Source organism: Mesorhizobium sp. GW821-FHT07A06, from assembly GCF_059419085.1.
The window spans coordinates 329,306-351,262 of the sequence record NZ_JBWKRC010000003.1 but is presented as its reverse complement, the minus strand read 5'-3'; the positions used below and the strand labels follow the sequence as shown (position 1 = coordinate 351,262).

Sequence of the window (21,957 nt, the reverse complement as noted above, 5' to 3'; positions counted from 1 at the left end):
AATTGCGCACGGAATCCGCTTCCCACTTTTCCTGGAATTGCCTTAGTTACCGGCAGCGACGAGATGGCCGTTGCCGACATCTTGCAAGGCCAGCTTCAGCGGCGCCTCGCCGATCTTGCGAGTCGCGCTCGGGATCTCCTGATCGAGCCGAGCAAAGCGGCTCCTGCGCCTGGCCGGATCAGGCACCGGCACGGCCTCGATCAGCCGTTTCGTGTAGGGGTGACGCGGGTTGGAAAAGACCTGGTCGCGCGTGCCCATCTCGACGATCTGGCCGAGATACATGACGGCGACGCGGTCGGAAATGTTCTCGACCACCGCCATGTCGTGCGAGATGAAGAGGTAGGCGACGCCGAATTCGCGCTGCAATTCCTTCAACAGGTCGAGCACGCGTGCCTGCACAGAGACGTCAAGCGCCGATACGCTTTCATCCGCGATGATCAGTTTCGGCCGTAGCGCCAGCGCGCGCGCAATGCAGACCCGCTGTCGCTGGCCGCCGGAGAATTCGTGCGGATAGAGCTCCATCTGGTCCGCCGACAGGCCGACACGCTCGAACAATGCCGCCACGCGCTCCCGCCTCTCGTCCTTCGAGGCGATGCCATGGATGACGAGCGGCTCGGCGACAAGATCGCCGACGCGCATGCGCGGGTCGAGCGAGGCAAAGGGGTCCTGGAAAATCATCTGCACGTCGCGGCGCACCGCCTTGCGTTCGTCGCGACCCAGGCCCGACAAATTGCGTCCACCGACAACGATGTCGCCGCTGTACGGCACCAGCCCGGCCAACGCCTTCGCGGTGGTCGACTTGCCGCAGCCGGACTCGCCGACCAGCGCCAGCGTCTCGTTGGGCGCGATCGAGAAACTGACGCCTTCGACGGCGTGAACACGGCGGTTGACCCTGCCGAGGACGCCGCCGCGCAGGTCGAAGCGGACATGCAGATCCTTGACCTCGGCGACATTGGCCAGCGTTAGCGCTTGTGCATCCCTGGATTTTTGCCGCCCGACGCCGCTGCCGATGCGCGGTACAGCGGCCAGCAGTTCGCGGGTGTAGTCGGCCCGCGGTCGGGCAAAAATGTCCGATGTCCTGCCCTCCTCGATCATGCGGCCATGCCGCATGATGATGACGCGATCGGCCATCTCGGCAACCACGCCCATGTCGTGAGTGATGAGGACGACGCTGGTGCCGTGCTGGCGCTGCAGGTCACGCAGCAGTTCCAGTACCTCGCCCTGCACGGTGACGTCGAGTGCCGTCGTCGGCTCGTCGGCGATCAGCACGTCGGGCTCGAGCGCCAACGCCATGGCGATCATCACCCGCTGGCGCATGCCGCCGGAGAGTTCGTGCGGAAACTGCCTTAGCCGGCTTTCGGCTTCCGAAATGCGGACCGCCTTCAGAGCCTCGATGGCACGCTGGCGGGCCTCGGCTTGCGACAGGCTGGTATGCGCCTCGATGGATTCGGTGAGCTGGCGTCCGATCGACAGCACAGGGTTCAGCGAGGTCATCGGCTCCTGGAAGATCATGGCGATGCGGTCGCCGCGAATGCGTCGCATCTGGCGCTCGTCGAGATCAGTCAGCTCGGTTTCACCGAGGCGGATGGTGCCGGAGGATATGCGGGCGGCAGGCTGCGGCAGCAATTGCATGATCGCCAGCGCCGTCATCGATTTCCCGGAGCCGGACTCGCCGGCGATGCAGAGCGTTTCGCCGCGAGCAAGCGTGAACGACAGGTCGGAAACAACCTCGCGCCCGCCATCCTCGCCGCGCACGCTGACCGACAGGCCGGTAATATCGAGCACCGGTCCCGCCGTCACCGGAGCGGCAACCCCGGTCCGCTTCCTGCCCGCGCCGGCGTTCATTCGAAGACGCAGCGCGGGAAGTAGAACGAGACCACCCAGTTCGGCATGTCGACGATCTCGCTGATGCGCAGGTCGCCGCAGACCGAGGCCAGCATGTAAGCCTCGACCGGATCGAGCTTGTAGCGCCCGGCGAGCAGGTCGACCATTTGCGCAACGGCCTCCTTCGCGCCCGTCATCAGGTCCGGCCCGATGCCGGTCGTCACCTCATAGCCCTTGGCGTCGAGATGGCGCGTCACCGGGCCCGGCGTGGTGAAGCGCGGAGTCTTCAGCCTCGCGTCCTTGACCAGGTCGAGCTTGAGCACGACGTCCATCGGGCTTTCGATCGCCGTGCCGCAGACCTCGCCGTCGCCTTGCGCGGCATGGGTGTCGCCGACCGAGAACAGCGCACCAGCCACTTCCACCGGCAGATAGAGCGTGGTGCCGGCGGCGAGATCGCGGATGTCGAGATTGCCGCCGACGCGCCTGGGCGGAACCACCGAGTGATGGCCCATCTCGGCCGGTGCGTTGCCAATGGTGCCGGCAAAAGGTTTTAGCGGCACACGCGCATTCTTGCCGAACAGCGCCGGCTCGAGCGAGGCTGCGTCATATTTCCAGATGTTCAGCGCCGGCTCCATGAAATCGTCGGCGAGCAGCCCGAAGCCCGGAATGTTCGCCGTCCAGCCGAAGCCGGACGGTTTGAACATCTCGATCGTCACCTTCAGCGCGTCACCCGGTTCGGCACCCTCGACGAAGATTGGCCCGGTCACCGGGTTGATCGTTGCGAAGTCGAGCTTGGCGATATCGCCAACCGTGCTGTCGGCCTTCAGCTGACCGCCTGAGGAGTCGAGGCACTGGAACTCGATGGTCGAGCCGGGCGCCACACGTTCGGCCGGGACGAAGGAATTGTCCCAGCCGAAATGGTGATGGCGCCCGTGGATAGTGTAATCGCAGTTATTGCACATCTTTTACGTACACATTGTCATAGTTGATCGGGATATGGACCGGGTCGACATAGAGGTTGTCGGCGCCGCCCATGCGGGCCGATTTCATGGTGAAGCGCTGTTCGTTGAAGACCGGCGCCCAGGGCGCGTCCTCCATCACCTTGCCGTAGATGGCGCTCCACATCTTGTCGCGTTCGACGGCCTTTGAGGGATCGACCACCGAGTCGGCCTCGGCCGCCTTGGCGTCGAGATCCTTGTTGCAGTACCAGGACCAGTTCCAGCCGCCCGGCACGGCACCGGCGCAGCCGAGGATCGGGCCGTAGAAGTTCGACGGATCCGGGAAGTCGGCGATCCAGGCCATGCCGCCCGACCAGATCATCGGCGCGCCGGCCTTGTCGCCGCCGGCGGCAATGACATTGGCTTGGGCGAGCGACTGGATGCTGGCCTTGATGCCGATCGCCGCCAGATCCTGCTGGATCGCCTGGGCTATGCGCGGGTTGGGGTCGGTGTTCATGGCGAACAGTTGCGTGTCGAAACCATCGGGGTGGCCGGCCTCGGCAAGCAGCGCCTTGGCCTTGGCGACATCATAGGGATAGCCCTTGTATTCCTTGTCGTAGCCCGGCATGGACGGCGGCAGCGGCTGGTTGGCCGGCACGGCGCGGCCGTTGATGATCTGGATGACGCGCGCCTTGTTGATGGCCATGTTGACGGCCTGGCGCACCTTCACATTGTCGAACGGCGCCATGGTGGTGTTCATGGTGACATAGCCGGTGTGCAGCTGGCCGCCTTCGACGACACGCGCCTTCTGCTCGGGATCGGCCATCACTTCCTGGAACTTCGCCGGCGGAATGCCGTCGCCGGGCACGTCGATCTCGCCCTTCTGCAGGCGCAGCAGCGCCACGATCGGCTCCTGGCCGATCTCGAAGGTGATCTTGTCCAGGTGCGGCAGGCCCTTGTGCCAATAATCCGGGTTGCGCTCGAAGACGATGCGCTGTCCCAACGTCCATTCGGCGAGCTTGAAGGCGCCGGTGCCGACCGGATGCTTGCCGAAATCGGCGCCGTATTTCTCGACCTCTTCCTTCGGCACGACATGGGCGAAGTTGATGGCCATGACATGCAGGAAGGTGGCGTCGGGGCGGGTCAGTTCGAACTTGACGGTGTAGGGGTCGACAACGGTTACGCCGGAGAGTGTTTCGGCCTTGCCGGCGGCGACGTCGTCGTAGCCCTTGATCGAGCCGAAGAAGCCGGCGCCCGGGCTCTGCGTCTTCGGATTGGTGACGCGGTCGAGCGAGTATTTCACATCGTCGGCGGTCATTTCGCGGCCGTTGTGGAATTTCACGCCGTGGCGCAGCTTGAAGGTGAAGGTCTTGCCGTCGGGCGAGATCTCGTAGCTCTCGGCAAGGTCGGGCTTGAGGTTGGTGGTGCCAGGCTCGTAGTCCATCAACCCGTCGAACAGGCTCTTGATCATCGACCAGTTCTGCCAGTCATAGCCGATCGCCGGGTCGAGGGTGGCGACATCGTCCTTGTAGGTGATGGTGATGGCGCCGCCCTGCTTGGCGTTGGGATCGATCGTGTCCTCGGCGCGGGCGCTCGTCATGCCGAGCATCAGCGCCAGCGCCGATGCCGCTACCGTGGATATGAGATACTTTTTCATTGTTATGTTCCCTTTCTCTGTTTGTTTTCGGTCATGTCCTGATTGTCATCTGAGCTTGATGCGGGGATCGATGAAGGGCGCGATGATGTCGGCCAGGAGATTGCCGAGCACGATGGCAAAGGCCGAGACCAGCGTGACGCCCATGATGATCGGGATGTCGACGCGCTGGATGGCCTGCCATGCCAGCTGGCCGATGCCGGGCCAGCCGAACACGCTTTCGACGACGACGATGCCGCCCATGAAGATGCCGATGTCGATGCCGATCATGGCGATGATCGGCAGGATGGCGTTGGGCAGTGCGTGGCGGAAGAGGATGGCACCACGCGCCAGGCCTTTCGCACGCGCGGTGCGGACGTAGTCCTGACGCAGCACGTCGATCATCGACGAACGCATCATGCGCGCGTACCAGCCGGCGCCGAGGATGCCCATGGTGAGCGACGGCAACACCAGATGGCGCCAGGTGCCGTAGCCGCCGATCGGAAACCAGCTCAGCCGCACGGCAAAGACGTAAAGCAGCAAGAGGCCGACGACGAATTGCGGCGCCGAGACGCCGACGAAGGATGCGACCATCAAGGTCTGGTCGGTCGCGGTGCCGCGCTTGACGGCGGCGATCAGGCCCATGGAGAGGCCGATCAGCAACTCGCACAGGATGGCGCCGACCATCAACAGCAGGCTCGCCGGCAACCGCGAGACGATCAGCTCGGTAACTTCGGAGCGCTGGATGTATGAGCGGCCGAGATCGCCGCTGACGAGCCTGGTCAGATAGTGCCAGTACTGGACGACGAAGGGCTGGTCGAGGCCGAGCTGCTGGCGGATGTTCTCGACCGTCTGTGGCGTGGCGCTGCGCCCGGCGATCTGGCGCACCGGATCGGCCGGCAACAGGTAGAGCAGCGCGAAGGTGATCAGCGAGACGCCGAGCAGGATGAGCAGCGACTGGATCAGCCGGCGGCCGAGATAGGCGATCATGCCCGGCCCCTTTGCGTCGGATCGAGGATGTCACGCAGCGCGTCGCCGATCAGGTTGAAGGCCAGCGCCAGCGCCAGGATCGCCGCGCCGGGGAAGAACACCAGCCAGGGCGCTGCCTGGAAATAGGTCTGGTTCTCGAAAATGATGTTGCCCCAGGAGGCCGTCGGCGGCTGCACGCCGATGCCGAGGAAGGAGAGCGTAGCCTCGAGCAGCACCGTCGTCGAAATGCCGAGCGTGCCCCAGACGATGATGGTCGGCAGGAGATGCGGCAGGATGTGGCGAAACAGAATGCGCGGCGCACTCGCCCCGATGGTGCGTTCGGCGTCGATGAACTCGCGTTCGGCGAGCGAGGAGGTTTCGGTGTAGATGACGCGCGCGGTCTGCACCCAGTTGACCAGAGCGATGACCATGGCAACGATCCACAGGCTGGGCTCGAACACCGCCGCCAGGCAGATGGCGAGTAGCAGCGCCGGAAACGCCATCATAAGATCGGTGAAGCGCATCAGCGCGCTGCCGATCCAGCCGCGGAAATAGCCTGCCGTGACGCCGACCAGCGTGCCGATGAACAGCGCAACGCCATTGGCGACGATGCCGATGATCAGCGAGGTGCGGGCGCCGTAGAGAATGCGGGTCAGCAGGTCGCGGCCAAGCAGGTCGGTGCCGAGCCAGAATTTGGCATCCGGCGGCAAGGGCGAGCCCTCGATGGTCAGGCCGTCGAACATCTGTTCGTTGGGATCATAGCCGGTCAGCCAGGCCGCCAGCACGGCGCCGGCGACCACGATGGCGACGATGACCAGGCCGAGCATCGCCAGACGGCGCTTGACCAGCCGGCGCCAGACGCCCGTGCGTGGCCTGGCCGGCATGCGCGCGGGCGCGATGAGATCAGGCGCGATGGGACTGGTCATCGCCGCCTTCCTCGCCTGTTTCCTCGCTCATCATCGCCACGATCCGGCGTGCGGCATCCTCGACGCTGATCTGCCAGCTCATCGCCAGCGAGCGCAGTTGCGCATAGGCGCGCTCGTCGTCGGTGCCTTTCGACAGTGCCGCCACCGCACGCACGATCGTCTGGCGCTCGGCGACACGCTGGCGCAGCGAGGCAATTTCGCCGGCTAAATTCTTGCGCGCCTCGAAACTCTGTCGTGCGATCAGCAGCGCGCTGTAGACGCCGGCGGTGCCGACCGGCTTCAAAAGCTGGGCGTCGGCCTTGTGCGACAATGCCCATTCGATGCGGCCCGGCGCCTCCGAACCGATCAGCGCCACCAGTGGCATCGGCGCCTCGCCCGGCTTCCAGGGGAATTGCTCGTCGAAACCGAGATCGGTGTCGAAGAAGACGAAATCGGCGGCGAGCGCCTCGGGCGGCAGTTCCGGCCAGCAGTCGAGCGTGACGAGGCCGATGGCCGACAATTGTCTTGTGATGGCCTGCACCGTCGGATGCGGGCGATGCAGGATGAAGGCCTTGGCGCCGCCGAGATTGGGGATGCGCGGGGTTCGGGTCACGACACCACCCTCAGGCGCGGGCGGCCGAACGTCTTGGCGGGGTCGTAGCGCGACAGATAGGGATCCGGCGCGACCTCGTGCTGCCGGCTGACGACCTCGAAATAGCCGTCGGCGATCCGGCCGATGATGACCGGCAGCGTCGCGTGCTGGGTGTGGGCGTCGATGGCGATCGGCCCCAGACGGGTGGAGAAGCGCGTTTCGGCGAAGGCTTTGGAGAATTCCGCCGGACCGGCGTCGGGATCTCGCGACAGGACGTCGGCCATCACCTGCACGGAGGCATAGGCGGAGGCCTCGAAGGAGGACGCGAAAGCCGCCGGCCGTGGTGCGAAATAAGGCCCGACCGACAGATGTCCCTTGCCCGTTTCGCCGATCGCCGGCAGCTCGCCCTCGGTGAGGTTGCAGGAGATGACCGGGCAGGTTTGCGGGCTGAAGGCAGGATCCTCATCGCCCAAATCGCGATAGGCGGCCAGGAAGGCGTAGGACGATGTGCCGATCAGATTGTTGAGGATGAAGTTCGGCCGCGTCGCCCGGATTTCCCCGATCAGGCGCGACACGTCGGTCTCGCCGATGCGCAGATAGCGTTCGCCCAGGACCTTGCCGCCGGCGTCCGCGATCAGGTCGCGCGCGACACGGTTCATCTCCCAGCCCCAGATATAGTTCGAGCCAAGCAGGAAGCCGTTGGCGCCGAAGCGCGGCACGACATGGGCCATCAGCGGCACCAGATGCTGATTGGGGCAGGCGTGCATGTAGACGACATGCTCGTTGGCCTCGAAGCCCTCATAGGGGCAGGCGTACCAGAGCATGCCCCCAGCCTTCTCCAGCACCGGGATCGTCTCCTTGCGGCTCCAGGATGTGACGCAGCCGACGACATGGCGGGCACTGCTGGTCTTGAAGATGTCCTCGCAAAGCGTCGCGTAGCGGTCGGCATTGCTTTGCGGATCGCGTTCGACGGGCACGAGCTCGATGCCCGAGCCGCGATCGGCATTGATGTCGGCGATGGCGCGCATGGCGCCCATGCGGCACGCATCGGAGACGAGCTGATAGCTCCCCGAGCGGGAATAGAGGATGCCGATCTCGATGCGCCGTTTCAAACAGGACCCCAGAAATGACAATGCCCCGCAGCCAGCGCCGCAAGGGCGAGGCATACGAGGCATTCTTGCCGCCCGGCGATCAGAGCCGGTATTTCGTTCTAGGGTATTCGGTCCGGCTGGTCAGTCAAGCGGGAAAGTGGTCCGCCTGCAATTGCTTGCGGCGCCAACCCGCGCGGGAGAGAAGTCAGATCTCACCTCGATGAGGTTCTCCAGCAGCTCAAGCAACTGCTCCAGACGCTCTTGGCCGCGCGCCGTCCATGCCGGGCTCGTCCACGTCAACATCCGTAGCCACCGGATCGCAGCGCGGTGCCGCCGCGATCGATCCGGTGGTGTCCTGTGCTCCCTTCCCTGGAATTTTTGAGAGAATATTCCCTGCTTCTCCGAGACCAGCGAAACACGTTCTTTGATAAAACCGATAGAATTCCTGACGATATGACCAAGCTTGGGCAATCCGCCCTGGCACCGTGACTTCACAACCGCAGAGATCAATCATGCCCGACGTCAACAGCACTTTGCCATCTTCCCTTTGGTCAATCATCAACCGGCGCGGTGGCCTGGCTCTGCTGTTCGCATCGGCCGTCGCGGTCGGCGGCCTGATGGCGCCGCATGCGTCCTTCGCCGAAGACAAGAAGGCGATCAAGGTCGGCATCATCAGCGGCGAGGATGAGGACGTCTGGCGCGTCGTGGTCGCCCAGGCGGCCGAAAAGGGCCTGACCGTCGAGACCGTGGTGTTCAACGACTACACCCAGCCCAACGAGGCGCTGGAGCGCGGCGAAATCGACGCCAACGCCTTCCAGCACCAGCCCTATCTCGACAACCAGATCAAGACGCAAGGCTACCATATCGTGCGGGTCGGCTACACCGGCGTCTGGCCGATCGGCCTCTATTCGAAGAAATACACGAAAGTCGCCGATCTGCCCGAGGGCGCGGTCATCGGCGTGCCGAACGACCCGTCCAATGAAGGCCGGGCGCTGCGCGTGCTGCAGAACGAAGGCGTGATCAAGCTGAAGGACGGCACCGGCATCCTGGCCACCACCGCCGACATCGCGGAGAACCCCAGGAAGGTCGAGATCAAGGAGCTTGACGCCGGCATCGTCGGCCGCTCGGTCGAGGATCTCGATGCCGCCGTGGTCAACACCGACTGGGCGCTGAAAAGCGGCCTGACGCCGGAAAACCGCATTGCCCAGGAGCCGATATCCGACAATCCGTACCGCAATTTCATCGCGGTCAAGGTCGGCAACGAGAACGAAGCCTGGGTGAAGACACTGGTGGCTTCCTACCAGAACGACGCGGTCAAGGCCGAATTCGACAAGGTCTACAAGGGCACCGGCCTCAGCGCCTATTGATCGCCCGACGTCCAGTTCGAGAGCAAAAGCGGTCCGCGCCTGAGCGCGGGCCGCAATTGCGTTTTGCGATGGCGAGAACAGGGAACCGCATGAACCAACATATCACGGCGCCCGGGGAAATCGCCGGTCCGACCCACGCCCGACCGGACGCGCCGCAGGACCTGGTGCGCCTTGTCGATCTGAAGCGTCGCTTTGGCGCCACAGCGGCGCTCGACGGCATTTCGCTCACCGTACGCAAGGGTGAGATCCTCGGCATTATCGGCCGCAGCGGCGCCGGCAAATCGACGCTGATCCGCTGCCTGAACGGGCTGGAGCGGCCGGATTCCGGTGAGGTGTTCATCGAGGGCCGCGAGATCAGCCGGCTCGGCGAGCGCGACCTGCAGCCGTTGCGGCGGCGTATCGGCATGATCTTCCAGCATTTCAACCTGCTGTCGGCCAAGACAGTGGAGGACAATGTCGCGCTGCCGTTGAAGATCGAGGGCCGACCGAGAGCCGAGCGTCTGGCACGGGCGGCGGAGCTGCTTGAACTCGTCGGCCTGTCGGACAAGGCCAAGGCCTATCCAGCATCGCTGTCGGGCGGCCAGAAGCAGCGCGTCGGCATTGCCCGGGCGCTGGCCGCGCGGCCGGCGCTGCTGCTGTCGGATGAAGCGACCTCGGCCCTCGACCCGGAGACGACGCGCTCGATTCTCGCGCTGCTGAAAGACATCAACCGGAAGCTTGGCCTGACCATCTTGTTGATCACCCACGAGATGGAGGTGATCCGCTCCATCGCCGACCGCGTGGCGGTGATCGATGCCGGGCGCATCGTCGAGGACGGGCCGGTGTGGTCGGTGTTCGCCGAGCCGCAGTCCGACGTCACACGCAGCCTCCTTGGCGCCATCCGACCACAATTGCCGGCCGAGTTGTCGGCGCGCCTGCTGCCGGCGGCCGGCGCGCACACGATCCTGCGCGTCGACGTGGCCGGCGAAGCCGCGAGCGGCCCGCTGCTGTCCGACCTTGCCGCGTCCGTTCCAGGCTCCTTCCGCCTCGTCCATGGCGGCATCGACCATATCCAGCAGCAGCCCGTCGGCACGCTGTTCCTCTCCGTTCCCGGCAGCGACGCGAGTCACCTCGCTGAAATCATCTCATTCCTGAAATCCCGCCAGGCGCGGGTGGAGGTGCTTGGCCATGTCGCCAATCCTGTTTGAGCTTCTGCTGCGATCGATCTGGGAAACGGTGCTTATGACGGCCGCCTCCGGCCTCATCTCGCTGGTCTTCGGCCTGCCGCTCGGGCTGGCATTGATCGCCACCGAACGCGGCGGCATCGCCGAAAGCCTGTGGGTCAATCGCGTGCTCGGCGCCGTCATCAACGGCTTCCGCTCGGTGCCGTTCATCATCCTTCTGGTGGCGCTGATCCCGCTGACGCGGCTGATCGTCGGCACCTCGATCGGCACCTGGGCGGCCATCGTGCCGCTGTCGATCGCCGCCACGCCCTATTATGCGCGCATCGCCGAAGTGTCGCTGCGCGAGGTCGACCACGGCCTGATCGAGGCGGCGCGCGCCATGGGCGGCAACCGCTGGGCGATCATCCGCGAGGTGCTGGTGCCCGAGGCGCTGCCCGGCATCGTCGCCGGCTTCACGGTGACCCTGGTGACGCTGATCGGCGCCTCGGCCATGGCCGGCGCCATCGGCGCCGGCGGCCTCGGCGATCTCGCCATCCGTTACGGCTATCAGCGTTTCGAGACGTCGGTGATGGTCGCCGTGGTGATCGTGCTGATCATTCTGGTCTGCGGCATCCAGTGGGCGGGGGACCGGCTGGTGGCGCGGCTCGATCGGCGGGGGTGATGGGCCGGCTGAATATTCGGATCGGCCGGACCCCCACGAGCGCGACATCACCTTCTGGCGCCGCAGTTCACCGTCTCGGCAGTAGGACTAAGTCGGCCGCCTCCTCTGCGTCTTTGAGCAGCGGCTTGCGCGGCATGCCCATCTGCGCACGCATGGTGAGACCGCGCGACAGGTCGAGGACCTGGCTCGCGCGCGCGGATACCGGAAAGTCAGACGGCACCTCTCCCGCGCTGATCGCGTCGTAGAATCGCCGTTCTACCAGCGCCATCCCGCCAGCCGCGGCGTCCTGCAGGAACTGCCGGACCTCGGCATCGTCCACGAGCGGCGCAACGCACACCAGAAGACAACCAGGGGCTGATCCTTCCTCGGTCGCACTTTCTACGGCGTGCCTCATGAAGCCGGCGAGCGAATCGCGAAGAGTCGTCGGCGAGAAGAGCGCCTTCGCAGCGCGAGCACCCTTCGCTTCAGCGTACGCCCGAAGGGCACGCAAAAATATCGTCCGCTTGTCGCCGAAGACGGAATACAGGCTTGGCCGTCCCACACCCATGCCCGCGACGAGATCGTCAATGGTCACGCCGTCGTAGCCTTTCGACCGGAACACCCGGGTCGCCTTTTCCAAGGCGTCCTTCTCGTCGAAGCTACGGGGGCGACCACGAGGCCTCTCGGCATTTTGAAACATTTAGTTCTAAACTCCTTGACCCCTATCCTTTACACCAATATATAATCGAGTAGTTCAAAAATCACAAGGCGGCCCTACACTGTGGGACTCCTTCGACCTTAACCTTCACCAAGGAGCCGCCCATGAACCATTCGGTCGCCCTCGTCACTGGCGCAACCTCCGGGCTCGGTTATGCAGCAGCCCGCTCTCTTGCCGAAGAGGGCTGGGGCGAGATCATCATCACCGGACGCAGACTGGCTCAGGCCAAGGAAGCGGCCGCTCAACTGGCAGCGGAAACCAAAAGACAGACCTTCACGCCTCTGGAACTGGAGTTGGACACGCCGGCTAGCGTCCGGTCCGCGCTCGCCGAGCTGGTCAAACAAGCTCGGCCGGTCGATTTCCTGCTGCTCAATGCCGGATTGGTCCCAACCAAGAAGCGCGTGATCACTGCGGCGGGCATTGAGGCTTCTGAGGCCCCGCTGATCGGCCATCATCAGCTGACTGTCGGGTTGCTTCGCGCCGACCTTCTCAGCCCCGACGCGCGGATCGTTGTCACCAGTGCGGAGCCTGCCCGCGGGGGCGTACCCATGTTCAAGTACACCGAACTGCCAACCTTCGCGGCCAAGAGTTTCCAAGGTAACCGAACCGCCGCTGTTGAAGCGCTGATTCGCAACGGGCCGAACGTGAAGTACGCGCCCAACAATGCGTATGCCGACGCGAAGCTCATCATCGCTTGGTGGGTCGCGGCGCTGGCGCGCAGGCTACCCTCCGGCATGGCCGTGTACGCTGTCTCCCCCGGTGCGTCGAACGACACCAAGGTGGCGCGAAACGCTGGCCTGTTGGTGAAGTATCTGATGATTCCAATCGTGAACCTCATTCCCGGTATGAATCAGAAGCCGGAGACCGCGGCCCGTCGTTACCTCCAGGCGTCGGAGTTCGGAACCGACGTCTCAGGGCAATTCTTCGCCTCGGCTCAAGGGAAGTTCTCAGGCCCAATGGAGGTGCAGCGCCAACCACACCTCCACGATCGCGCCAGCCAGGAAGCCGCGTGGCAGGCCGTCGTCAAGGTCTCCGGTATCGACTTGTCCAACCCAGCACCCTTGCGTCCACAGGATCCTGAAATAGTTTCGTACTAAATAGTTACAAATATCATTGACCGTCGTCTCTGCACCGCATTATCATACAAAGCAGTTCACAAATATCCAGAAGCTCGCGCCGCTGATCAATCGCGGCTCAGTCGTCCTCACGACCTCTGTCGCCAACGTCAAGGCACTGCCCGGGCAAGCCACCTACGGCGCCGCCAAGGCTGCGCTGCGATCCTTCGCCCGCTTGCTCGCAGCCGAGCTCCTTCCCAAGGACATCCGCGTCAACGCGGTGTCGCCCGGTCCCATCGAGACGGGCAGCCTCGAAAGGAGATGCGGGCCCACGTGAGGGGGCACACACTCGGCATCATCCCGATGAAGCGCTTCGGGACCTCGGAGGAGATCGCGAAGGCCGTCCTCTTCCTCGCGTTCGACGCGACCTTCACGACCGGCCTTGAGATTCCGGTCGATGGGGGTTGGTCACAACTGTGAGGGCATCATCGACTGCAAGCTGCGTCGCGGACGGTCTTCAATGTCTCTCCATGAGGCAGCTTATACAGTAGCACTGCGCCAGTGGGGTCCGGGACCATCACAACTCGCCAACCTGGAATGCTGCGACAATTACGTGCAGAGCGCGTTTATTTTCCAGCGGAAAAAATACGCTCTAGCTGTTCCCTCTCCCCGTCACTGTACGGGCAGAGGATGCCGGCAGGAAGGTCAGGGGCGGCGCCGGCGGCTGGCCACAGTGAGGCTGCTAGGCCCGCAACCTCGCCCCTTCGGGATCGAAGAACGGCATCGGCGCCACGACCGCGCGAGTCGGCTTGCCATCGATATCGATGCTGAGTTCGGTACCGATCGCGGTGAACGGCAGGCGCAGATGCGCGGTCGCCAGCAGCTTGCCGAGTGAATAGCCGTGATCGCTGTAGGTGACGACGCCGGCATCTTCACCATCGGCCAGTACACGGGCGTTCGTCGCAGCCGGTTTGTCGCCGTCGAGGATCAGCCCGGTCCAGCGTTCATCGAGTCCCTTGTCGCGCACCTTGAGCAAAGCCTCGCGGCCGACGAAATCGCCTTTGTCGAACTTGATCCAGCGGTCGAGGCCGACATGGAACGGCGTGCGACTCTCATCCATGTCGATGCCATGCGCTGGATAGGCCTTTTCCAGCCCGAGCGTGAACATCGCCAGCACGCCATAGGGTTTCAGGCCGAAGTCCGCTCCTGTCCGCATCAGCGCCTCCCAGACGGAAGCGGCCTCGTCGGCCGGCACGAAGAGTTCGAAGCCGAGTTCACCGGTCACGCCGGTGCGCGAGATCAGCACCTTTGTCTCGCCGACGCGCCCCGATGTGAACGCCCAGCGTTTCAGGCCGTCCAGATCGGCATCAGAGACCAGCGCCTTCAACAATTGGCGCGAGCGCGGACCCTGGATGGTCGGAAAGGCGACGGCGGCGGTGATGTCGGTGACATAGGCCTTGCGCCCCTGGGCATGGTGCTGCAGCCAGGGCAGCATCTTCAGGCGATTGACCGAGCCGGTGACCAGCATGAAATGCTCCGGTCCCAGCCGGAACACGGTGAGGTCGTCCATGATGCCGCCATCCTCGCGACAGACCGTGGAATAGCGGACCTGGCCCGGTTTCATCGCCGCGGCGTCGTTGACGATGACATGGTTGACCAGCGCCTCGGCGTGCGGCCCCTTGATGTCCATCTTGCCCATGGTGCTGAGGTCCTGCACGCCGACATTCATGCGGGTGTTCAGGTGCTCGTCGGCGATGCCGGAATAATATCTGGCCGAGATGAAATCGCCGCCGACCCGACCCATGGTCGCGCCCAGCCCGACGATGCTGCTGTAGAAAGGGGAATGCCGCTCAGCCAAGGATATCTCCATCGTTCGTAAAAAAATCGGCAGCGCCGGGTGGCGCCGCCGAGGTCGATTGGTGCCGGGATTAACTCCCGTAGACGTCGAACGAAAAGTACTTGTCGTTGATTTCCTTGTATTTTCCATTGGCGCGCAGCGCGTCTATGGCGGCATTGAACTTGTCAGCCAGTCCCTTGTCGCCCTTCTGCAGCGCGATGCCGACGCCGGGGCCGTGGATGGCCGGATCGGCCGTCAGTGTGCCGAGCAGCTTGCAGCAGGCGCCGTCCGGTTTCTTCAGCCATTCGGTCAGGATGATCGAGCCGTCCATCATCGCATCAAGCCGGCCGTTGGCCATGTCGGTACGAGCATCGTCGCCGGTCGGGTAGGCCTTCACGGTCGAGCCCGAATATTTCTGCTCTGCGAATTTCTGGTGGATGGTGGCGGTCTGCACACCGAGCGCCTTGCCCTTCAAATCGTCCGGCGAAGTGCCCGCAATGGCGGAATCCTTCGGCACGGCGATGGCCGGCGGCGTCTGGTAGTATTTGTGGGTGAACTCGACCTTCTCGGCCCGCTCGGGCGTGATGGTGATGTTGATGATGGCATCGAACTTGCCGGCCTGCAGAGCGGGGATCGAGCCGTCGAAATCCTGCACGCTGAATTCGCACTCAACTTTCATTTCGGCGCACAGCGCCTTGCCGAGATCGATGTCGAAGCCGCCCAGCGTGCCGTCGGCGCTGACGTAGTTGAAGGGCGGATAAGCGCCCTCGGTGCCGATCCTGAGCTTCTTGTCCTGGGCGGAAGCAGCACCGGCAGCAAGGGTAAGGGCGACGGAAGCGGCAAGCACGAAACGACCGAAAAGACGCATGTTCCAGATCTCCGTTGACCTCGGAAGTCTACGGGCTTTCGTGCCACCGGCGGTGACGGAAACGACATGTGCTGCGGCGATCACGGCGCTGTGACCGCTCTGTGTCATGGCGCTTGGCGGTGTTTAGCCGGCGCGCTGCCTGTCCGTCGCCTTGCGGTCAATTGTCAGACCGTCCGCCGACAGGACCACGCCGAATTTCTGGGCGGCTTCCTCGGAGGTGTAGTACCCCAGCGCCACGTCGCGCTGCACCTGATCGACGTCGCGCTCGCGCGGATCGCCATAACCGCCGCCGCCAGGCGTGCCGACGCGCACGCGGTCGCCGGCCTTGAGCGGGATGTCCTGCTCCTTGGAGAGATGCGGCGGCACATGTTCCTCGCCATTGCGGAAGACGGTGACGGTGTTGACCGCGCCATCCCCGCCGCCGAGCGCGCCTTGCGGGCCGAAGCGGCCGTGATCCATGACGAAGGAGGCGCGCGCATCGCCGCGCAGGATTTCCACCTCATAGGCGAGGCCGAAACCGCCGCGATGCTTGCCGGCGCCACCGGAGCCTTCGCGCAAGGCATAGTGGCGATAGAGCACGGGAAAAGCCTGCTCCATGATCTCGACCGGCGGCGATTTGGAAATGCCGATGGTCGAGCAGCCATTGGTCAGGCCGTCATGGCCGGAATTGCCGCCATAGCCGCCGCCGGAGATCTGGTACATGACGTAGTCGCGGCCGCGCGCCGGATCGTTGCCGCCAAGCGCGAAATTGCCGCTGGAGCCGGCGGGGGCAGCCGTCACCTTGTCCGGCAGCGCCTGCACCATGGCCGCGAAAACCGCCTCGGCGATGCGCTGCGAGACTTCCGCCGCACAGCCCGAGACCGGGCGTGGGTATTTGGCGTCCAGGAAAGTGCCTTCCGGCCGCTTGACGATCAAGGGTTCGAAGGCCCCGGCGCTAATCGGCACATCCGGGAAGATGTGCCGCATGGCGAGATAGACCGAGGACAGGGTCGTTGCCAGCACGCTGTTCATCGGCCCGGCGCAAGGTTTCGACGAACCGGTAAAATCGAAGGTCAGCGTATCGCCCTGCTTTTCGACGGCGAGCGCGATGGTCAGCGGTTCGTTGACCACCCCGTCGGAATCGACAAAGGCTTTCGAGCGGTAGGTGCCGTCGGGAATGGCCGCGATGTTGGCGCGCATCTGCTCGGCGGCACGGCGGCGCAGCTCGGCGATCGCCTCGACAACAGTTTCGTCGCCGTAACGATCAAGGATTCCGTTGAGCCTGTCCTGCCCGATCAGCAGCGCCGCGGCCTGGGCCCTGATATCGCCGATGCGCTGGTCGGCGACACGGATGTTGGAACAGATGATGGCGTAGATCTCGGGATCGAGCACGCCCTTCTTGAACAGTTTTACCGGCGGCAGCCGCAGGCCTTCCTGTTCGACGGCAGTGGCGGAGGCGGAAAAGCCGCCCGGCACCGAGCCGCCAATATCAGGCCAATGGCCGGTGTTGGATAGCCAGCAGAAGATCTTGCCGCCCCGGTAGACCGGCATGACGAAGCGCACATCCATCAGATGCGTGCCGCCGAGATAGGGATCGTTGACGATGTAGATGTCGCCAGGCTCCGGAGCCAGGCAGCGGCCGTCGGCGATCATCTCGATCACCGTTTTGGTCGAATACTGCATGACGCCGACGAACACCGGCAGGCCCTGGCTGCCCTGCGCGATCAGCGAACCGTCGACCGCCGAATAGATGCCGTCGGAGCGGTCATTGGCCTCGGCGATGACCGGCGAGAAGGCGGCACGGGAAAAGGTCAGGTCCATCTCGTCACAGACCTGCTGCAAGGCGGCCTGGAGAACCGAAAGCGTGATGGCGTCGAGCTTTGCCTCGGGCATCTCAGGCCTCGCCTATGTCGATGATGATGTTGCCGTCGGCATCCGAGCGCGCTCGATCGCCGGGTTCAAGCACGGTCGTGGCGTCCATCTGTTCGAGGATCGCCGGGCCTTGGATGACGGCATCGAGCGGCAGTTTTTCCCTGATATAGACCGGCGTGTCGTGCCAGCGCCCGGCATACCAGACCGGGCGGATCTCACGCCGTGCCTCGTCCAGCGTTTTCGCGCGCCCCGCCGGATCGATCAGCCGCGACAGGTCGATCGCCGGGCGCACGCCGGTCACCGAGGTGTTGAGGTTGACCAGGTTGGCGCGGATCTCCGGCAGCTCGACCTTGAAGCGGGCGAAATAGGCTTTTTCGAACAGGGCCTGCAGCTCGTTGCGACTGACTGTCGAGGACGGCAGCGGCACGTTGATGATGTGGGTCTGGCCGACGAACTGCATGTCGGCGGAATGGGTGACGCGTATCGTCTCCGGCTTCACCGCTTCCTTGCCGATCAGCTCCTCACCTTCGTTTCGGTGCCGTTCCAATACAGCGTGAAGTTGGGTTTCATCGAGCACGGCCACGGGCTGGTTGACGGTGTTGACGAAGTCGTGGCGCAGGTCCGCGACGACGCAGCCTAGCGCGTTTGTGATGCCGGGGCGCGCCGGCACCAGCACCTTGGGCAGGCCGAGCTCGCGAGCGAGCGCGGTGGCGTGCAGGGGACCGGCGCCGCCGAAGGCGAACAGCGCGAAATCGCGCGGGTCATGGCCGCGCGACACCGACACCATGCGGATGGCGCCGGCCATCTTCATGTTGCCGAGCCTGAGCACCGCACCCGCCGCCTCGACGCCGGACAGGCCCGTCGCCCTGCCGATCCTGTCTTCGAAGATGCCGGTGACGCGCTCCACGGTGACTGGGTTTTCGACGGCCAGCAGCTTCTTCGGCGCGAGCCGGCCGAGCACCAGATTGGCGTCGGTGATGGTCGGCTCCAGGCCGCCGCGGCCATAGCAGATCGGGCCGGGATTGGCGCCGGCGCTTTCCGGGCCGATCTGGATCAGGCCGGCGGCATCGACGCGCGCGATCGAACCGCCGCCGGCGCCGACCGTGTGCACCGCCACCATCGGCACGTGGATCGGCATGGCATATTCGATCTCGATCTCGTTCGAGACCGCCGGCTCGGCGTTGCGGATCAGCGCCACGTCGGTCGAGGTGCCGCCCATGTCGTAGGTGACGAGGTTTTCGAAGCCGGCGCGCTTGCCCGTATAGGCAGCGGCAATCACCCCGGAGGCCGGACCGGACATGACGGTCTTGGCCGATTCACGTGTGACGAAGCGGGCCGAGATCATGCCGCCATTGCCGTTCATGATCAGGAAGTCGCGGGCATAGCCTTTGGCGGCCAATTCCTTGCGCAGCCGCTCGACATAGCGCTCGAGGATCGGCTGCACCGAGGCGTTGACCGAAGCGGTAACGCCGCGCTCGAATTCGCGCGCTTCCGACAGCAGCGCATGGCCCGTGGTGATGTAGCCGTTCGGCCAGAGCTCGGCGGCGATCTCGGCGGCGCGCCGCTCGTGCGAAGGGTTGGCGTAGGCGTGCAGGAAATGGATGACGAGGGATTCGCAGCCGGCCGCGATCAGCGTCTTCACCGCTTCACGCATCCCGGCCTCGTCGAGCGGCGTGCGCACCGCACCCGAAGCCTCGACGCGCTCCGACACTTCGAGCCTGAGATTGCGCGGGATGACGGGAACGAAGGTGCCAGTCATGCCATAGGGTTGCGGCCGTGTGCGCCGGCCAAGCTCGATCACGTCGCGAAAACCAAGCGTGGTGATCATGCCGGTCCTGGCCAGCCGGCGCTCGAGCACCGCATTGGTCGTTGTGGTGGTGCCATGGACGATGAGGTCGATGCCGTCGATGGGAAATCCGGTGGCGCCGAGTGCCGAAACCACGCCGAAGGCCTGGTTGTCGACCGTGGTCGGGGTTTTGGCGATGTGCACCTTGCCGCCGTGCCTGCCGTCGATCAGAAGCAGGTCGGTGAAGGTTCCGCCGACATCGATGCCGGCCACGACGCTGCCCAGGGAATCCGGCGGCTGCACCGAAAAATTCTCTTTCATTGTCGAAACCCGAAATGCTGGGACTACGGATACGGCACAGTTTGGAAAGGTGTTTCGCGACGGTATCTTGACGCAAATATCGTTTGTATACTAATAAATTCCGGACACAAGAGCTTACCGCCTTGGAGTGTGCGAGCAGCACGCCGGAACCTGAATGGTTCGGGCGCGCAGGAAAAGGTTTGGCGCCAGCGCCCCGGTTGGGCCAGAAAGTTGGATTTGATGAACACCACATCCGCCTTCAACACCGCCGGCGCCCGCCCGCTGCAGTTTCCGATTCCGGCCAATGTCTATGCCGAAACCGTCGTCTCGGTGAAACACTACACCGACCGGCTGTTCTCGTTCCGCATCACCCGTCCGCAATCGCTGCGCTTCCGCTCCGGCGAGTTCGTCATGATCGGCCTGCCCAATGCCGAGAAGCCGGTGTTCCGGGCCTATTCGGTGGCGAGCCCGGCCTGGGACGAAGAGCTGGAATTCTTCTCGATCAAGGTGCCGGACGGCCCGCTGACCTCGGAACTGCAGAAGATCCAGGTCGGCGATACCGTGATCATGCGGCAGAAGTCGACCGGCACGCTGGTGGTCGATGCGCTGACGCCAGCCAAGCGGCTGTTCATGATCTCGACCGGCACCGGCATCGCGCCCTTCGCCAGCCTGCTGCGCGATCCCGACACCTACGAGAAATTCGACCAGTTGATCCTGACCCACACCTGCCGCGACAATGCCGAACTCACCTACGGCCAGGAGCTGGTCGCAGCCCTTGAAAGCGACCCGCTGATCGGCGAGCTGACCGCCGGGCGCGTGACGCTCTACAATTCGACGACCCGCGAAGAGTCGGCCTGCATGGGCCGCATCACCGCGCTGATCGGCTCCGGCAAATTCTACGCCGACCTCGGCATCGAGAAGCTCAATCCCGAGACCGACCGCATCATGATCTGCGGCTCGATGCATATGCTGAAGGACGTCAAGGAACTTGCCGAGAGCCTCGGCTTCCAGGAAGGTTCGCTCAGCCATCCCGCGACTTTCGTCGTCGAGCGCGCCTTCGTCGGCTGAGGCCTGCCGCCCACGCTGTGGGACATGCCGCCTTCCAGGCGAACGCCTGATATCGGATAGGCTGCCGGGATAGGTGGGCCACTCCATCCCGACCGAAAATACCGCAGCGCGCATGAGCCGGAGCACGGCGAACCCGAACGCATCGAGGCTGAAATCGGCGCGGCGGCGCGCAAGCTGGCGGCCGAGCAGGCTTGCGCCGGCGCGCGGGCCGACATCAGCTTGTGGCCTCGGTCCAAACGATCGTGTAAGTATCGCCCTAAACGAGAAAGGGCAGGAAATGAGCAACACGATCCGCGAAGCCGAGCCCGGCACCAGCGCGTCGAAGGTGACGCCGCTGCCGGCCCGCGCCGCCGCCAACACCCCGATACCGCCGGATCATCGCATCGCGCGCAATCCCGGCATGAAGCTCGATCTCGGCTTCATGGAATCGGTTCGCAGCGTCAACCGCTCGGCACTCGAACGGCGCGTCGCCAGCCTGACCAAGCGGCGCTCGATCAAGGCCGACAACCAGGCGGCCTGGCTGCTGCGCGCCATTGCCTGCATGGATCTGACGACGCTGAGTTCAAATGACACCGAGGAGCGGGTGCGCCGGCTCTGCGCCAAGGCGATCAACCCGCTGCGCCGCGATATCGTCGAAGGCCTCGGCATTTCCGGCGAAACCATTCGGCCCGCGGCGGTCTGCGTCTACCATCCCTTTGTCGCCACCGCCGTCGACGCCGTGCGCGGCACCGGCATCCATGTCGCCGCCGTCTCCACGGCCTTTCCGCATGGCCTTGCGCCGCTGTCGACGCGCCTGCAGGAAATCGAGGCTTCGGTGCGCGACGGCGCCGACGAGATCGACGTCGTGATTCCGCGCGGGCTGGTGTTCGGCGCCAAGTGGCGGGAGCTCTACAATGAGATCGTCTCCATGCGCGCCGCCTGCGGTGACGCGCATCTGAAGGTCATTCTCGGCACCGGCGACCTCGCCACGCTGCGCAATGTCATGCTTGCCTCGATGGTGGCGATGATGGCGGGCGCGGATTTCATCAAGACCTCGACCGGCAAGGAAAGCGTCAATGCGACGCTGCCTGTCGGGCTGGCCATGGTGCGCGCCATCAGGGCCTATTTCGAGGAGACCGGCTATCTCATCGGCTTCAAGCCGGCCGGCGGCATCTCCACCGCGAAGGTCTCGCTCGACTGGCTGGTGCTGATGAAGGAAGAACTCGGCCGGCCGTGGCTCGAACCCGAGCTGTTCCGCTTCGGCGCGTCGAGCCTGCTGACCGACATCGAGCGCCAGTTGGAGCACCATTTGACCGGGCATTATTCGGCCAATCACCGCCACGCGATGGCTTGAGCACCCACCCCGATCGGCT

Annotated in this window: 20 protein-coding genes; 8 read left to right on the top strand and 12 right to left on the bottom strand. The window is 64.5% G+C overall.

Annotated elements, in window-relative coordinates; translation table 11 throughout:
• Positions 1–42 precede the first annotated feature (42 nt).
• The 7 genes from AC07SZ_RS12150 to AC07SZ_RS12120 are packed head-to-tail and all read right to left on the bottom strand — an operon-like array spanning position 43 to position 7,973.
• Positions 43–1,845 carry an ABC transporter ATP-binding protein gene (locus AC07SZ_RS12150; RefSeq protein ID WP_172371423.1) on the bottom strand — a complete coding sequence of 601 codons (1,803 nt, stop codon included), beginning with the start codon at positions 1,843–1,845 and terminating at the stop codon, positions 43–45.
• Positions 1,842–2,786: an acetamidase/formamidase family protein gene (locus AC07SZ_RS12145; protein ID WP_056573738.1), complete on the bottom strand. Its 945-nt coding sequence runs from the start codon at positions 2,784–2,786 to the stop codon at positions 1,842–1,844. Before AC07SZ_RS12145 ends, AC07SZ_RS12150 begins: the two co-directional genes overlap by 4 nt.
• Entirely contained in the window at positions 2,776–4,419 is a 1,644-nt protein-coding gene (locus AC07SZ_RS12140) for an ABC transporter substrate-binding protein (protein WP_056573741.1), read from the bottom strand. Before AC07SZ_RS12140 ends, AC07SZ_RS12145 begins: the two co-directional genes overlap by 11 nt.
• Positions 4,420–4,464: 45 nt before the next feature.
• Positions 4,465–5,385, bottom strand: coding sequence for an ABC transporter permease (locus AC07SZ_RS12135; protein WP_056573744.1), 921 nt, complete (start codon positions 5,383–5,385; stop codon positions 4,465–4,467).
• Entirely contained in the window at positions 5,382–6,290 is a 909-nt protein-coding gene (locus tag AC07SZ_RS12130) for an ABC transporter permease (RefSeq protein WP_494914400.1), read from the bottom strand. Before AC07SZ_RS12130 ends, AC07SZ_RS12135 begins: the two co-directional genes overlap by 4 nt.
• On the bottom strand, positions 6,268–6,882 hold the full coding sequence (locus AC07SZ_RS12125) for an ANTAR domain-containing response regulator (protein WP_056573750.1): 615 nt from the start codon (positions 6,880–6,882) through the stop codon (positions 6,268–6,270). Before AC07SZ_RS12125 ends, AC07SZ_RS12130 begins: the two co-directional genes overlap by 23 nt.
• Positions 6,879–7,973, bottom strand: coding sequence for a transporter substrate-binding protein (locus AC07SZ_RS12120; RefSeq protein ID WP_056573753.1), 1,095 nt, complete (start codon positions 7,971–7,973; stop codon positions 6,879–6,881). Before AC07SZ_RS12120 ends, AC07SZ_RS12125 begins: the two co-directional genes overlap by 4 nt.
• A 491-nt stretch (positions 7,974–8,464) precedes the next feature.
• On the opposite strand from AC07SZ_RS12120, the gene AC07SZ_RS12115 reads away from it, so the two are divergent.
• The 3 genes from AC07SZ_RS12115 to AC07SZ_RS12105 all read left to right on the top strand — a co-directional run bounded on the left by AC07SZ_RS12115 (position 8,465) and on the right by AC07SZ_RS12105 (position 11,143).
• Positions 8,465–9,319 carry a MetQ/NlpA family lipoprotein gene (locus AC07SZ_RS12115; protein WP_056573756.1) on the top strand — a complete coding sequence of 285 codons (855 nt, stop codon included), beginning with the start codon at positions 8,465–8,467 and terminating at the stop codon, positions 9,317–9,319.
• 89 nt (positions 9,320–9,408) lie between these two features.
• Entirely contained in the window at positions 9,409–10,506 is a 1,098-nt protein-coding gene (locus AC07SZ_RS12110) for a methionine ABC transporter ATP-binding protein (RefSeq protein WP_056573760.1), read from the top strand.
• A complete protein-coding gene (locus AC07SZ_RS12105; RefSeq protein WP_056573766.1) occupies positions 10,487–11,143 on the top strand; it encodes a methionine ABC transporter permease in 657 nt (218 codons plus the stop codon). Before AC07SZ_RS12110 ends, AC07SZ_RS12105 begins: the two co-directional genes overlap by 20 nt.
• 67 nt (positions 11,144–11,210) lie before the next feature.
• Here AC07SZ_RS12105 and AC07SZ_RS12100 read toward each other — a convergent pair whose 3' ends face one another.
• Positions 11,211–11,822 (bottom strand): TetR/AcrR family transcriptional regulator, encoded by a 612-nt coding sequence (locus AC07SZ_RS12100; RefSeq protein WP_056573767.1) that lies wholly within the window; start codon positions 11,820–11,822, stop codon positions 11,211–11,213.
• Between the two features lie 122 nt (positions 11,823–11,944).
• Between AC07SZ_RS12100 and AC07SZ_RS12095 the strand changes: the two genes are divergently transcribed.
• Genes AC07SZ_RS12095 through AC07SZ_RS12085 form a run of 3 tightly spaced genes read left to right on the top strand, consistent with a single transcriptional unit; the run spans position 11,945 to position 13,375 of the window.
• On the top strand, positions 11,945–12,937 hold the full coding sequence (locus AC07SZ_RS12095; RefSeq protein ID WP_494914398.1) for an SDR family NAD(P)-dependent oxidoreductase: 993 nt from the start codon (positions 11,945–11,947) through the stop codon (positions 12,935–12,937).
• A 16-nt stretch (positions 12,938–12,953) separates the two neighbouring features.
• Positions 12,954–13,232: an SDR family oxidoreductase gene (locus AC07SZ_RS12090; RefSeq protein ID WP_494914397.1), complete on the top strand. Its 279-nt coding sequence runs from the start codon at positions 12,954–12,956 to the stop codon at positions 13,230–13,232.
• Positions 13,229–13,375 (top strand): SDR family oxidoreductase, encoded by a 147-nt coding sequence (locus AC07SZ_RS12085; protein ID WP_274534590.1) that lies wholly within the window; start codon positions 13,229–13,231, stop codon positions 13,373–13,375. The genes AC07SZ_RS12090 and AC07SZ_RS12085 overlap by 4 nt, the downstream gene beginning before the upstream one ends.
• A 262-nt stretch (positions 13,376–13,637) precedes the next feature.
• On the opposite strand, the gene AC07SZ_RS12080 is transcribed toward AC07SZ_RS12085, so the two are convergent.
• The 4 genes from AC07SZ_RS12080 to AC07SZ_RS12065 form a co-directional block, all read right to left on the bottom strand.
• Positions 13,638–14,753, bottom strand: coding sequence for an aminomethyl transferase family protein (locus tag AC07SZ_RS12080; RefSeq protein ID WP_494914395.1), 1,116 nt, complete (start codon positions 14,751–14,753; stop codon positions 13,638–13,640).
• 70 nt (positions 14,754–14,823) lie between these two features.
• Positions 14,824–15,600, bottom strand: coding sequence for an ABC transporter substrate-binding protein (locus AC07SZ_RS12075; protein ID WP_056573779.1), 777 nt, complete (start codon positions 15,598–15,600; stop codon positions 14,824–14,826).
• Positions 15,601–15,723: 123 nt separating this feature from the next.
• Positions 15,724–17,472, bottom strand: coding sequence for a hydantoinase B/oxoprolinase family protein (locus tag AC07SZ_RS12070; RefSeq protein WP_494914393.1), 1,749 nt, complete (start codon positions 17,470–17,472; stop codon positions 15,724–15,726).
• A 1-nt stretch (position 17,473) separates the two neighbouring features.
• A complete protein-coding gene (locus AC07SZ_RS12065; protein ID WP_056573785.1) occupies positions 17,474–19,558 on the bottom strand; it encodes a hydantoinase/oxoprolinase family protein in 2,085 nt (694 codons plus the stop codon).
• Positions 19,559–19,777: 219 nt separating this feature from the next.
• Here AC07SZ_RS12065 and AC07SZ_RS12060 point away from each other — a divergent pair, with 219 nt between their 5' ends.
• Together AC07SZ_RS12060 and deoC are read left to right on the top strand one after the other, a co-directional pair.
• Positions 19,778–20,605, top strand: coding sequence for a ferredoxin--NADP reductase (locus tag AC07SZ_RS12060; RefSeq protein WP_056573788.1), 828 nt, complete (start codon positions 19,778–19,780; stop codon positions 20,603–20,605).
• 277 nt (positions 20,606–20,882) lie between these two features.
• Entirely contained in the window at positions 20,883–21,938 is a 1,056-nt protein-coding gene (gene deoC, locus AC07SZ_RS12055) for a deoxyribose-phosphate aldolase (protein ID WP_494914391.1), read from the top strand.
• Positions 21,939–21,957: the final 19 nt, after the last annotated feature.

Coding starts and splice junctions, on each gene's coding strand:
- AC07SZ_RS12150 (WP_172371423.1), bottom strand. CDS start 1,845: ATGAACGCCGGCGCGGGCAGGAAGCGGACCGGGGTTGCCGCTCCGGTG.
- AC07SZ_RS12095 (WP_494914398.1), top strand. CDS start 11,945: ATGAACCATTCGGTCGCCCTCGTCACTGGCGCAACCTCCGGGCTCGGT.
- AC07SZ_RS12070 (WP_494914393.1), bottom strand. CDS start 17,472: ATGCCCGAGGCAAAGCTCGACGCCATCACGCTTTCGGTTCTCCAGGCC.
- deoC (WP_494914391.1), top strand. CDS start 20,883: ATGAGCAACACGATCCGCGAAGCCGAGCCCGGCACCAGCGCGTCGAAG.
- AC07SZ_RS12110 (WP_056573760.1), top strand. CDS start 9,409: ATGAACCAACATATCACGGCGCCCGGGGAAATCGCCGGTCCGACCCAC.
- AC07SZ_RS12065 (WP_056573785.1), bottom strand. CDS start 19,558: ATGAAAGAGAATTTTTCGGTGCAGCCGCCGGATTCCCTGGGCAGCGTC.
- AC07SZ_RS12075 (WP_056573779.1), bottom strand. CDS start 15,600: ATGCGTCTTTTCGGTCGTTTCGTGCTTGCCGCTTCCGTCGCCCTTACC.
- AC07SZ_RS12135 (WP_056573744.1), bottom strand. CDS start 5,385: ATGATCGCCTATCTCGGCCGCCGGCTGATCCAGTCGCTGCTCATCCTG.
- AC07SZ_RS12140 (WP_056573741.1), bottom strand. CDS start 4,419: ATGAAAAAGTATCTCATATCCACGGTAGCGGCATCGGCGCTGGCGCTG.
- AC07SZ_RS12060 (WP_056573788.1), top strand. CDS start 19,778: ATGAACACCACATCCGCCTTCAACACCGCCGGCGCCCGCCCGCTGCAG.
- AC07SZ_RS12145 (WP_056573738.1), bottom strand. CDS start 2,786: ATGTGCAATAACTGCGATTACACTATCCACGGGCGCCATCACCATTTC.
- AC07SZ_RS12100 (WP_056573767.1), bottom strand. CDS start 11,822: ATGTTTCAAAATGCCGAGAGGCCTCGTGGTCGCCCCCGTAGCTTCGAC.
- AC07SZ_RS12105 (WP_056573766.1), top strand. CDS start 10,487: ATGTCGCCAATCCTGTTTGAGCTTCTGCTGCGATCGATCTGGGAAACG.
- AC07SZ_RS12130 (WP_494914400.1), bottom strand. CDS start 6,290: ATGACCAGTCCCATCGCGCCTGATCTCATCGCGCCCGCGCGCATGCCG.
- AC07SZ_RS12115 (WP_056573756.1), top strand. CDS start 8,465: ATGCCCGACGTCAACAGCACTTTGCCATCTTCCCTTTGGTCAATCATC.